We start from the raw sequence: 13471 nt of genomic DNA, 5'->3' as shown, positions 1-13471 counted from the left end.
ATCAATATGTCTAACACGCAATTTTTAACAGAACGGTTTTTTGAAAAATTTATTTTCTCCTTTCGAGTGCCCATATTAGCTTTATTGGCAATCATATTCGCATTTCTAGCGACCGAAGCAATGCAGGTTAAACCCGAAGCAAGTTTCAGCAAAATGGTGCCTGGCAATCATGAATTTATTAATAACTATAAAGCTTACCAGAGTGAATTAGCTGATTTAGGTAATGTTATTCGTGTTGTTGTAGAAACCGAAGAGGATGATATTTTTACTCAAGAGTTTCAAGAAATTCTTAAACAGGTGACCGATGATGTATTTTTCATTCCAGGTGTAAACCGCAATAGTTTAAAAAGCCTTTGGACGCCAAGTGTACGCTGGCAAGAAGTTACTGAGGAAGGTTTTGTTGGTGGCGCTGTTGTGCCTGATGGTTACGATGGTTCGTCGGCAATGCTTGACCAACTAAAAACCAATGTTTTTAAATCTGGTCAAGTAGGCGTATTGGTTGGCAATGACTTTAAATCAGCAATTGTTTTGGCTCCTTTACAAGATAAAAATCCTGAAACAGGGCTTCCATTGGACTACAGAGCTTTATCAGAAACATTGGAACGCGATATTCGCAACAAATATGATAGTGATACAATCAATATTCGTATCGTGGGCTTTGCGAAAGTGGTTGGTGATTTGATTGAAGGTGCGGTCGAAGTTGTTATTTTCTTTGCGTTGGCTGTGTTAATAACCTTTTTACTGCTGTATTTGTATTCCAGATGTATCCGCAGCACCCTGATTGTTTTGGTGTTTTCGATACTTGCGGTTATTAGTCAATTAGGAATATTAAACCTTCTTGGATACGGCGTAAATCCATATAGTATGCTTGTACCATTTTTGGTATTTGCCATTGGTGTTAGCCATGGTGTGCAAATTATTACTGCCATTATTCAACAGGTTGGCGCTGGAGAAGACAAGCTTACGGCATCCAAACTTGCGTTTCGATCTTTATATTTGGCTGGTATCACGGCCTTGGCAAGCGATGCGATCGGTTTCACTACACTCATGGTAATCGACATAGGTGTAATAAGAGAATTGGCTATTGCTGCAAGTATTGGGGTAGCGGTTATTATAATTACCAACTTAGTTGCAATACCAATCGTAATTAGTTTTATTGGTGTGTCAGCAAAGAAAAACGAAAGAAATCAAACGGCAACATCCGAATCTAACAAAATGTTTACGATAATCGCTCGTTTTGCGCGCCCAGCGATGGCAAAAACGGCCTTAGTTGTAGCGCTTCTGCTTTGTGTCTTAGGTCTTTATTATTCTCAATTTTTAAAAATTGGTGATTTAGATGCTGGTGCACCTGAATTGCGTCCAGATTCACGCTACAACCTTGATAACGCCTATGTAGTTGCCAATTACAGCACCAGTACCGATGTATTTGTTGTTATGGCAAAAACAACTCCCGACACCTGCATAAGCTATAACAACCTAATTTGGGTTGATAAGTTGCAGTGGGAATTAAAAAATATTCATGGCGTACAGGATGTCAAATCAGTGGTTAATGTCTCGAAGTTTGGTATGTTTGGTATGAACGAAGGTTCATTAAAGTGGTTTGGACTCAATCGAAATCAATTTATGATTAACGCCTCTGTTGCAAAAACACCCCCAGGCCTAATTAACCAAGATTGTTCTATGGCCCCTATTCTCGTATTTTTAGACGACCATAAAGCCGACACACTCAATAAAGTGGTAGCAACAGTAGAACAGTTCAAAGCTGACAATGATTCGGGTGACGTTGAATTTTTACTTGCTGCTGGTAATGCAGGAGTTGAGGCAGTAACTAACATAGTAATTGAAGACGCTCAAATTGAGATGTTAGTGTGGGTTTACTCTGTGGTTATTGCCTTATGTTTAATAACCTTTAGGTCAGTACGAATAGTCATTGCAATTATCATCCCGTTAATGCTCACCTCGTTGCTAAGTCAAGCATTAATGGCCTATCTAGGAATTGGCGTAAAAGTCGCCACGCTTCCGGTGATAGCGTTGGGTGTTGGCATAGGTGTTGATTATGGTATTTATATTTTCAGTAAAACGCGTGAAGCATTAGCGCTTCAAAAATCATTGTATGAAAGTTATTTATACGCACTCAAACAAACTGGTAAAGCAGTCGCGTTTACTGGGATAACACTAGCAATAGGCGTAGCAACATGGGTATTTTCTCCAATTAAGTTTCAAGCAGATATGGGCTTGTTATTAACCTTTATGTTTCTATTGAACATGGTGGGGGCGCTTACCTTAATTCCGGCTATTGCTTGGCTTTTAAGAATTGGAGCGAGTAATGATAAACAAAAAAAACCAGCAAAAGAGGCCAGCCATGTCTAATTTAATTACCGAAATATCTACACTTGCATCAATTTTAGAACAGCAGCGTGCGGCCTTTTCCGCTCAACCTTATCCTGATTACAAAGATAGAATTGACAAGCTAAAGCGTTTGAAAAATTTGGTTTTACAAAATCAGGGTGCTTTAGTACAAAGCTTATGCCAAGATTTTGGTCACCGAAGTAATGACGATTCTCTTATAGGCGACATACTTACTTCTGTTTCGGGTATTAACTACAGCATAGATCGTTTAAAAAAATGGATGAAACCTAAGCGTAAGCATATAGGTATTTTATTTCAGCCTGCTAGTGGCCATGTAATGCATCAGCCTCTTGGAATTATTGGCATTATCGTACCTTGGAATTACCCACTCTTTTTGTCTTTGGGACCCTTAACCACTGCGCTGGCGGCTGGTAATCGGGCCATGCTTAAAATGTCAGAATTTACGCCCAATACCAACGAATTGTTAGCCAAACTCATTGCGCAAGAATTTCCCTTAGATGAAGTTGCGGTTATTGGTGGCGAAGCCGATATGGCCGCAGCGTTTTCATCGTTAAGCTTTGATCATTTGTTTTTTACGGGATCGACACAAGTTGGCAAATTAGTAATGCAAGCCGCTGCTAAAAATCTCGTTCCCGTTACCCTAGAGTTGGGAGGAAAATCACCAGCTATTATCGCTGACGACGTGCCCATCAAAACCGCCGTTGAGCGTTTTATCTTTGGGAAAACCTTAAATTGTGGGCAAACCTGTGTGGCCCCCGATTATCTCTTTTGCCCTGAAGGGAAGCAACAAGCATTAATCGATGAAATACGATTGCGCTTCAATACAATGTTTCCAACAGTACAAACCAATGACGACTACACCAATATTGTTAATCAGCGCCAATACGAGAGAATTCAAGGTTTATTAGAAGACGCAAAGGAAAAGGGGGCAAACATTATTCCCTTAGTGCAAGAAAATATTGAAACAAGCAAGCGAAAAATTCCGTTAACGGTTGTTACCAACGTAAACGACAATATGAAAATCATGCAAGAAGAGATATTTGGTCCCTTGTTACCGATTAAAGAATATAAAGACATGAGTGAGGTCATTGCTTATGTTAGCGCTAATCCGCGTCCACTCTCGTTGTATATTTATAGTTTCGATAAAGACCTTCAAACACGTATATTAAAAGAAACTATCGCCGGTGGAGTATGCATTAATGACGCAGCTTTTCATGTAGCGAATGAAGATCTACCTTTTGGTGGTGTTGGTGCTTCAGGTATGGGGAACTATCATGGAGAAGAAGGCTTTGTTCGTTTTTCGCATGCCAAATCAATCTTAAAACGCGGAAAATTATCCTTCGCTCACCTGCTTTTTCCTCCCTATGGAAAAGCAGTACACAAACTTGTATATAAATTATTTATCAGATAAACGACGAGGTGCTAAAAATGACAACAATAAATAGCTTAGCGGATTTAATTGAAGAAGGGTTTATAACACATGCTAACAAACCTGCCTTTCATTGCTTAGGGCAAACCCTTACTTTCGCGCAAATAGACCAAAAATCACAAGCTTTAGCGGTTTGGTTACAGCAACAATCTGGTTTAAATGCTGGTGATAGAATTGCGATACAATTACCAAATATAATCCAATACCCAATTGCAGCATATGGCGCCTTACGCGCAGGCCTTGTTTTGGTAAATACCAACCCACTCTATACCACCCGCGAAATGCAGCATCAGTTTTCTGATTCTGGAGCTAAAGCAATAATCATTTTGGCTGACTTATATCCAAAATTAGAAGCAATTCTGTCGCAAACCGATATTGAGCAGGTGATTGTGACACATGCAACAGATCTCATTGCTCCCGAAAAATCATCAGAAGCGCCAAAAGGTGCGCTTCGATTGATTGATATTATGAGTGATGACTCGACAGGAACATTAGAAGCACGACAAAATCAGTCTCTAAATGACGTATGTGCGTTGCAATATACCGGCGGAACAACAGGTGTTTCAAAAGGAGCGATGTTGTCAAACGGGAATATTATAAGTAATGCGCGACAAACATTTTCTCGATTGAAGCTTGACCCGAAAGTAGGTGGTGAGATTTTTGTCTGTCCATTACCGCTTTATCATATTTACGCATTTACAGTGAATATGGTTATGTTTGCTTGCAATGGCAATATGAACATATTAATTCCTAACCCGAGGGATATTGAAGGATTTATACAGGCCATTAAGCCATTCCAATTCACTGGCTTTGCGGGTTTGAATACTCTATTTATAGGCCTGTGTAGTCACCCTGATTTTAAAGCCCTTGATTTTTCTCAATTGAAAATGACGATATCAGGTGGGACAGCACTCACCTCGTCGGCTGCCGATATTTGGAGACAAGTAACGGGTTGTTCTATTTCTGAGGGCTACGGTTTGTCTGAAACATCACCTGTTTTAAGTATAAATGAGCCTGGGAAAGAGGTTTTGGGTACGGTTGGGAAACCACTTCCCGACACGATTATAAAATTTGTTGACTCTCAGGGAAATGAGGTCAAAAAAGGCGAAGAAGGCGAACTAATTGCCAGTGGTCCTCAGGTGATGTTGGGGTATTGGAAACGAGAAGATGAAACAAAGAAAGCAATGACATCTGACGGTTTTTTCAAAACCGGTGATATAGGTTTAGAGCTAGAATCGGGCCACATAAAAATTGTCGACCGTTTAAAAGATATGGTGGTGGTGTCAGGCTTTAATGTTTACCCAAATGAAGTAGAACAAATAATTACTCAACACCCAAATGTACTCGAAGCAGCCGTTATTGGTGAGCCATGTGAGCACTCTGGAGAAAAAGTATGTGCATATATAACGGTATCTAAGCCTGTTAGTGAACAAGAATTGATTAGTTATTGTAGAGAGTATTTGACGGGCTATAAAGTGCCTAAAAAAGTCGTTATTTTGGAAGAATTGCCAAAATCAACAGTTGGTAAGATATTGCGTCGTGAATTACGTAAATGACGCCACACATTATGCTTAGTTTTGTTGGTGTATGTCAGTGTAAGGAATCTTTATGAATTTTGATTATGTAATAATTGGTGCGGGCTCAGCTGGTTGCGTTATGGCTAACAGGCTATCTGCAAATTCTCAACACAGTGTTTGCGTATTAGAAGCCGGTAGTGATAACAAAAGCCTGTTAGTAAACACCCCTGGCGCATTTGCTGCCTTTATGTTTTTGAAAAAATATAATTGGAGCTTTAATTCAACCTCAAAGCCCGATATTCGCAAAGGTGATGAAATGTTCGTTCCGCGTGGCAAGGGACTAGGTGGTAGTTCGGCAACAAATGCCATGTTATATATCCGAGGTCAGGCACAAGACTATGATCACTGGGCATCGCTTGGTAATGAGGGCTGGGCTTTTAAAGATATTCTACCGTATTTTAAAAAATCTGAGAATAACGAAGACTTCTCAAATGACTTGCACGGTCAAGGTGGACCACTCAACGTGTCAACGCGTCCTATTTATTATGAAATTAGTAAGCGTTTTATTGAGGCGAGTAGGGAAGCTGGTTTTAAGTATAATGAAGATTTTAATGGTTATGATCAGGAAGGTGTAGGCTACTATCAGTGCACAATAAAAGATGGTAAACGTTGCAGCGCAGCAAAAGCATATTTATTTCCTGTGATGGATAGACCGAATTTGCAGGTTAAAACGGGTGCTATAGTAAAACGTATACTGATTGAAAATAACAAAGCAGTGGGTGTTGAGTTTGAAATGAATAAGCAAACTCACACAATTATGGCAAACAAAGAGGTAATTTTAAGTGCCGGTGCCATTCAGTCACCGCAAATCCTTATGCTTTCTGGAATTGGCGACAGGGAAGAGCTTCAAGCACACAATATTCCCGTTGCTAAGCACTTACCTGGCGTTGGTAAAAATTTACAAGATCATGTTGATGCCTGTGTTTTGGTGCGTAGTAAGAAACGAGATGGTTTTACCGCATCTTTGTCTGGTCTTGTGAGTATGTTCCCACATCTTATAAAGTACGCATTTAAAAAAGAAGGAAAGCTTGCAAACAGTATGCTTGAGGCTGGTGGGTTTTTAAAATCTTCAAACGAAATTGATAGGCCTGATATTCAATTACATATGGTGCCCTTGCTATACGACGATAACGGTAGAGACTTAAAACTAATGAATGAACATGGTTATTCTTGTCATGTGTGTGTGTTACGTCCAGAAAGTCGTGGAAGCATAAAACTAAAATCAAAAAGCTATAAAGATGAACCTATTATCGATTTTAACTTTTTTTCAGATGAGCAAGGCAAAGATAGGAGAGTCATTGTAGATGGTATTCGTCAGTTAAGAAAAATTATGGCCGCACCTTCATTTGACGAACACCGTTTGAGCGAAATGCATCCAAGCATTGAAAATGAATCTGATGAAAGCATTTTTGCAAAAGCGAAAGAAAGATTAGGTTTGGTATATCACCCAGTTGGCACATGTAAAATGGGTCAAGATGACCTTGCGGTGGTTGATAAAGAGTTAAAGGTACACGGGATTGACTCGTTGCGAGTCGTTGATGCCTCAATTATGCCAACACTTATTAGTGGTAATACGAATGCGCCAACAATGGCTATTGCCGAAAAAATTGCCGATGCAATGGTAAATTAGCCTTAAGGCAGATCTCTTGCCATGAAAACATTTCATACTTATTTTGTTAATTTTTCAAAAAACCGCCATTGTGCTTTTTGTTGGTAGTGTAAGTTATTGAATTGTATTGATAAATAACCTTTTATTAAGTGGAATGTGAATTGCACTAGCTTAGGTGAACATCCTAAGGAGCAAAATTGTTTATTTTGCTCACCTTCACTTAATAAGAGGAAATTAACCATGGCACAATCAAAACCGTTGTCTTTTCTAAAGTCTGCGATGGTTTTGAAGTCAGGTTGTAAACGCTCAAGTAACCACATTAGCTCTACATTGCGATGGGTTTCTTTTTCTAATCGGCGAGATGACTGAATACGATTCAAATAGCCATAAATATAAAGTTTGAGCATTGTGCCTGGATGATAGCAAGGTCGGCCAGTCGCTTTGGTTTCGACTTTTTCGAACCCTAGTGACGCTAAATCTAAACTATCAACGAAGACATCGATAACGCGTATTGGATTCTCATCCGTGACGAAGTCGTCTAATGCTTCTGGAAACAAGGTGGCTTGGGTTCTAGATTGGCCTTTTATATGATGGGACATTAGCGGTAATCTCCTGCTTTGGCTTACCGCTTTATTATACTAAATACCATGGTGAACTTGGATCGGCTGCTAAGACTGTTTGATCATAAGAACAGCCTACTTAGTTCAAAAGGTGATCAAAACGGAGTTTTCACACAGGCTGGGCACATAAGAGAAGTCTAAGATCACAAGTATGAATGTCCGCAGCTTGTCTTTTTGTGCCGATAAAATTAGTTTCATTTGCTCTGCCATACTTAAGTTTCCATAACCAGAGGGGAAACTTATGAAGAACCAAACTCATCAACCTTGGAATAAAGGCCAAATCATCGGTCAAAAAAAGCCGTTGCAGATCTCCCATATTTGGGGCATTCGAATTAGGCTAGAGCTTGAACAACGAACAAGAGATTTAGTGTTATTCAATTTAGGTCTCGATAGTAAGTTAAGAGGGTGCGACCTAGTTAAGCTTAAAGTATCGGATGTCGTTTGTGGACGCTCAGCACTTAAAAGGACAATGGTAGTTCAGCAAAAAACTGGAAGCCCTGTCCAATTCGAAATTACGCCGAATACCGGAGAGTCGATTCTAGCTTGGGTAAAAGAAGCAGGGTTGAAGGAATCAGATTTCTTGTTTAAATCACGGATAAACGACTCTGAACATATTTCAACTCGACAATACAATCGTATTTTGCATGGTTGGATTGACAAGCTGGGTTTAGATTCATCTCTTTACAGCACACACTCGATGCGCAGAACTAAACCTTACTTGATTTACAAAAAAACTAAAAATCTTCGAGTTGTGCAGCTATTGCTAGGTCATAAAAAATTGGAGAGCACTGTTCGCTACCTAGGAATTGAGGTAGATGATGCTCTAGAGATATCCGAGTCAATTGAAGTTTGAACTTATATGGGCTGCTTGCGCAGCCCATTTGTACGTAAAGCGGACATTCCACTAACGCATTTCTGCCCCAAAACAAGTTTGGGTTCCAACTCAAATGAGGGAGTAACTAACATTGTATAAATTTCATTAATGTTCATTTTTCTATAACCGAGAAATCTTAGTAAGATTTTATTTTTACTCCTTTATTATTAATTAGTTAATAAATTGAAATTTTTAACCTTTCTGGTAATTTATTGGATTCGAAAGTAGGTGGGTATTACTAAGACGTCTACACAATAAGCTGTTATAGACTCATGAGGAATCGATGAACATTGAAGGATACGAAGACCGTTTTGTAGCATTTTTGGATATATTGGGCTTTAAAGAATTAATCTTAAAAATTGAATCTGAAGGACATGAAAGCTCGAATTTTGAGAGAGTAAGATCGGTACTTAATTTTCTCTATGAAGAGTCTATTGAATCTAATGGTCAGCATGACTTGCCAGTATATGAACAAAAAGAAGGTCATATACTAGAAAAAGAGCTTGGTGATCCCCGAATTAGTTACATATCAGATTGCGTGATTATATCAACAGAAAGCTCATTTGATGGGTTTAAGTCTCTCTGCAATAAAATAACTAAATTCTCTACTGATATTGCGTGTGATGGAATTTTTTTAAGAGGTTCAATTACTCATGGGAAGGTTTATCACCATGGTCCAATGCTATTTGGAAGTGCATATCAAAAGGCTTATCAATTAGAATCAGAGCATGCAAAACATCCTCGTATAATTATCGATGATGTTGTTTTTAATGTTTTGAAAAGTGACATGGGAAAGTTTCCGCTAAATGAATGTGCAATAACTAAAGTTACTAACGATTTCAGTTATCTATCTAATTTTCCTCTGAGTTATCATCCAATATATACGCCATCGTGGATAGACTTTTTGTTGAGAGTTAAAAGCAGGATCTTATACCATTTGAATATCTTTGACCCTAGAGTATCTGGCTTTAGTCAAGAGCTGAGAAATTTAGATAAATTTTGCTGCTGGAAAGAAGTCTACGGTTGGGATATCAACTTTGATGGCGGAAGTGACAGCGTTTTAGAAAAATATAAATGGTTAAAAGATGAGTTTAACTCAACTATAGAACGCTATTCTGAATTTCTGTCTGAAACTTCAAGCGATAAATCTTGGGGTGGAGTAAAAGAGGGTATGAGAATCGCACCCATACATTGGAACGGGGCAATCTGGTCACCCGTGAAAGAATTAGGTCATATACGCTGAGTTTATCAAAAGTCTTAAAGGCAACAAGATGTAGAATTCGGCGTAAAGTGCCACTAGGGAGGTATAATTGAAACGTCACGAGTTATGGCGTCACGAGTATCGTCAAAACAGGTACATGGAATTTCTGTCAGATATTGAGCTAAAAACTAGAACAAAAGAAATAATATCTAATTTAACTTTGCTATCCGCGCATGGACAAATAAGTATTCACTCGTCTAGAACTTCAGGGGCGTTTTGGATGATCAAATGGACACATGCCTTAGAAGAGTTCAGTCTAAGATACGGGCCCTACCCAAATGGGTTTTCTGATGGAAGTATGAAGGATGCACCTATTGTTAATACTACATATCCCGAGTTACCGCCATCAAAGGTGGCAATTGATTCAGTTGGCGGTGTTCAAGAAGGTTGTATCTACAAGTTTGGTAAATCCGAGCACTTGAAACAAATGTTTAACAATGGAATTATTAGGATAGCTCCTGCATCATACTATGCTGATCCGTCTTTAAATAAAGCTATTCAAGATGATGAACTTAGTTTTATGGTTAGGCGTAAATCTGACAGCATCATTTTACAAAGTGATACTGGAAAAACTATCCCTACATTTGGAGATGTTAAGTTTCACTTAAAATCTGAGACCAACTACTATGTTCATTGTTTTGCTGCTGCTTACACCTATCGTGAGTACGATGACTTTGAAGCTGATTCGTGCATTGTCATTTCAAACCCACGCAAGCTGTTTCAAAAAATGATGAAAGCTGTCAGGAAACAAAAGTGCAGTTTTAAAGGCTTTGCAGCACCTGTTAAGTATTTAGATCCTCTCACTTGCAATCCTGATTCAGTAAATATTTTCTTCTCAAAGCACTTTAAATATAGTTACCAAAATGAGGTGCGGACAATTTGGCTACCTGAAACACCCACCCTTAAGCTAGAGCCATTCTTCATTGAAGTAGGTAATATGAGGAGCTTTGCTAAGCTAATTAGTATTTAAGAAGCTGTTTCATTGGGAAAATATACTGTTGATCTTTACTCGTTTGCCTCGTAGTTCAGTCAACTGTATTTTACCCATTAACACGGCGTAGTTTTTCAAGTACTAAATTATGTTTATCCAATTTTGAGTTGGCTGAACGTCGGCAATCATGAATGGAAATAAGATGCTTAGTTGTCACTGAACGGCTGTTATTGGCACAGTGCAAAATCTCATGAATTAATGCCTGAACGTCCGCTGCTTGTCTTTTGCTGTCTGTCAGGTTAAGTCGAAACTTCCCACCAAAAATGTCAAGTTTTATGTGAGCTAGTACACATAAAGTTGTTAACACCAAGCGATTGTGGGTTTTGTGCTAGCCGCAACGAAGTTGAATTAGTCTCGGTTCAATCTGTCAGGCTAATTTCCATTGACAATGACCGTTATGTTTTGCCTTTTTAGAGCATTTTACCTACGTTTGCCGCTACCAAGTGCTCATGCTTGCACAACTCCTGAAAAACCAGTTTGATCAATATACCTACCTGAGATGTTATGCACTTTAGTAGACTTTTTCTGTTTCGGTTTTTTATTTACTCTTTGAGTGTCAATCTCGTCTGTAATCACATTTATGTTTGCCGTTAAGTCGTTCAGCTTCATATTGAGAATTTCGATTTTATCCAAAATTTCCTCACGATGCTCATCAGTTGAGGATTTTGCTTCTTCAATCGCAACCCTCAAATTTTTTCTCACTGCTCGACATTCTTCATACAGTAAACTGCGTATTTGTTTAAGTTCTTTCGTCTTTTGCATGATACTTTAATAAAAGTACTGTACCTAAATGTCATTGGCTAATTCTATACATGAAAACGGAAATTATTATTCTCATGTATTACTGAATAATCCTATTAGCTATACATGAAAATGGCCCGTACCTTTGCTATGGATGAGGTGCGTTCATATTATTTCAATGTTGCAACCAAAAATTACTCATATCATAGAAGTGAAATATCAAAAGATGAACAATGCCTCGCAAAGTTGGTGAGTTCAAAGAGGTTACTTACATCTAAAAAAATTGTTTTTAAATGCGTATTTCCCATCATGTAGTATAGTTATTAGAACCTAGTTAATTAAGGAAGCGTGATGCCAATTGTTATTTTTTGCGCAATAGTTTCATTAATATTCACATTTATCGTTATCTATGTTCATTATGAACAACTCCAAGAAGATAAGGCATTGAAGTCCATGGCTGAGGAAAACTCTGCACTTGATATTCAAGAAGATCACGAGCGGCTTTGTTTTGAAGTTAAAGAGTAATTGTTTTTCGAGCATTGGTAATTTGGCCGGCTTGGCAATCGTTCATATTGCCTAATACCAATACTAAAAGACAAAACCTAACCGACGGAGGAATGTTGAATTTGCGCACTGAAAGAAACGTTTTCAAATGGCCGCTATTAGTAAAACGACATACTATTGTTGTCACTTTGGCGTTAGCCGATATACAAGGTAGCACTCAATTTCACCATCGAACACATACTTAGTTATGCTCTTAACTACTTATAAACGGAGAAAATTAAGTTACTCTGCCTGACAGAACGTCTAAATATAAGTAACTTATGGAAAACAAGAAGCTAGCGGTGTTAATCGATTCGGATAATACTCAATATTCGAAGTTGCGGCTTATCATTGAAGAGTTATCGGGTTTTGGGCAAATAGTTGTAAAACGTGCCTATGGTGATTTCTCTACTGAGCACCTCAAAAATTGGAAAACACCGTTAAATGAAATGGCAATTCAGCCTAGACAGCAATTTGCTTATACGACAGGTAAAAATTCGACAGATGCCACGATGATTATTGATGCCATGGACTTGTTGTATACGGAGAGGTTCGATGCATTTGCTCTGGTATCTAGTGATAGTGACTTTACTAGTTTAGCTACACGTCTAAGAGAATCGGAACTACACGTGATTGGTGTTGGCAAAACAACTACACCGGTATCATTTAAAAATGCTTGTGATGATTTTATAGCCATAGAAAACCTTGATTCATCGCAGCATGAAGGCGATGATCAACATGATACATTTACGCAAGAACTCGAACGTGAACTATGGCGATTAATGCATCAAGCATGGCAAAACTATCGTAATGATGCAGGCTGGGCGAAGCTAGGAGATATCGGGAAGTACCTTAAACGTATTAAATCAGACTTTGATACTCGCAATTATGGGCTAACAAAGCTGTCTGATTTCTTTGATGTTCATTCAAACAGGTATGAAACTAGAATCACCAATAATTCTGGTTTAGAAGTGCGTTTAATACCCAAAGCAAACTCAACGAAATAGAAGGCCTCGATTAAGTTAGTAAGAATGACTTATGTTTGGTTGAGCTTAACCTTGGCTTATTAGTCTAACCTTACACCAACAAGCATGCGAACCAGATAAATTAGAATTTACTCCTTGTAATTGCTTTTTTTAGACTTTTTTGAAGGATGTTTCTTAACATAAAAATATCCCAAGCACAATAAAGCAAGGGGTAAGATGAAAATAAGCTCTTCTGGCATTTCAGCTCCTTTAATACAGTGCTGTTTAAGATATCATCTTAAATATTATTTAGAAATTTAACATTCATAACCTGCTTGGAAATCCTTTACTTCATTTATAATCAAACATAACTTAGAGTTAATCAGAGAACGCACCCGAACAAGAGTGAACATTTATACAATGACAAATTTTATGATAGCGACATTTGTATGCCTAACAGTTCTTGGTGTAACTATATGGCTAGGCCCCAA

10 protein-coding genes and 1 pseudogene are annotated in these 13471 nt (G+C 38.4%); 9 read left to right on the top strand and 2 right to left on the bottom strand.

The genetic code is table 11. The features are described 5' to 3' along the window. Nucleotides 1–6: 6 nt before the first annotated feature. Genes AC0L6H_RS04920 through AC0L6H_RS04905 form a run of 4 tightly spaced genes read left to right on the top strand, consistent with a single transcriptional unit; the run spans nt 7 to nt 7006 of the window. Entirely contained in the window at nt 7–2370 is a 2364-nt protein-coding gene (locus AC0L6H_RS04920) for an efflux RND transporter permease subunit (protein ID WP_412970817.1), read from the top strand. After that, nucleotides 2363–3781: a coniferyl aldehyde dehydrogenase gene (locus AC0L6H_RS04915; RefSeq protein WP_412970818.1), complete on the top strand. Its 1419-nt coding sequence runs from the start codon at nt 2363–2365 to the stop codon at nt 3779–3781. The genes AC0L6H_RS04920 and AC0L6H_RS04915 overlap by 8 nt, the downstream gene beginning before the upstream one ends. A 17-nt stretch (nt 3782–3798) precedes the next feature. After that, nucleotides 3799–5355, top strand: a complete 1557-nt coding sequence (locus AC0L6H_RS04910) for an AMP-binding protein (RefSeq protein WP_473392947.1) — start codon at nt 3799–3801, stop codon at nt 5353–5355. Between the two features lie 52 nt (nt 5356–5407). Then, nucleotides 5408–7006: a GMC family oxidoreductase gene (locus tag AC0L6H_RS04905; RefSeq protein WP_412970820.1), complete on the top strand. Its 1599-nt coding sequence runs from the start codon at nt 5408–5410 to the stop codon at nt 7004–7006. Between the two features lie 233 nt (nt 7007–7239). On the opposite strand, the pseudogene AC0L6H_RS04900 reads toward AC0L6H_RS04905, so the two are convergent. After that, nucleotides 7240–7584: pseudogene (locus tag AC0L6H_RS04900) on the bottom strand (transposase); the annotation flags it as partial. 262 nt (nt 7585–7846) lie between these two features. Between AC0L6H_RS04900 and AC0L6H_RS04895 the strand changes: the two are divergent. From AC0L6H_RS04895 to AC0L6H_RS04885, 3 genes are all read left to right on the top strand, one after another. Continuing rightward, nucleotides 7847–8458: a tyrosine-type recombinase/integrase gene (locus AC0L6H_RS04895; protein ID WP_473392946.1), complete on the top strand. Its 612-nt coding sequence runs from the start codon at nt 7847–7849 to the stop codon at nt 8456–8458. A 304-nt stretch (nt 8459–8762) separates the two neighbouring features. Further along, nucleotides 8763–9722, top strand: coding sequence for a hypothetical protein (locus AC0L6H_RS04890; RefSeq protein WP_473392945.1), 960 nt, complete (start codon nt 8763–8765; stop codon nt 9720–9722). A gap of 67 nt (nt 9723–9789) precedes the next feature. After that, on the top strand, nt 9790–10710 hold the full coding sequence (locus AC0L6H_RS04885; protein WP_473392944.1) for a hypothetical protein: 921 nt from the start codon (nt 9790–9792) through the stop codon (nt 10708–10710). 468 nt (nt 10711–11178) lie between these two features. Here the strand turns inward: AC0L6H_RS04885 and AC0L6H_RS04880 are convergent, their stop codons facing one another. Beyond that, nucleotides 11179–11493, bottom strand: a complete 315-nt coding sequence (locus tag AC0L6H_RS04880) for a hypothetical protein (protein WP_473392943.1) — start codon at nt 11491–11493, stop codon at nt 11179–11181. A 330-nt stretch (nt 11494–11823) separates the two neighbouring features. Here AC0L6H_RS04880 and AC0L6H_RS04875 point away from each other — a divergent pair, with 330 nt between their 5' ends. After that, nucleotides 11824–11997, top strand: coding sequence for a hypothetical protein (locus AC0L6H_RS04875; protein WP_473392941.1), 174 nt, complete (start codon nt 11824–11826; stop codon nt 11995–11997). Nucleotides 11998–12296: 299 nt separating this feature from the next. After that, complete coding sequence (locus AC0L6H_RS04870; RefSeq protein ID WP_473392940.1) at nt 12297–13022, top strand: NYN domain-containing protein; 726 nt, start codon at nt 12297–12299, stop codon at nt 13020–13022. Nucleotides 13023–13471: the final 449 nt, after the last annotated feature.

It is taken from the genome of Glaciecola sp. G7-5, from assembly GCF_055808975.1.
This window is presented reverse-complemented; position numbering and strand designations above follow the sequence as displayed.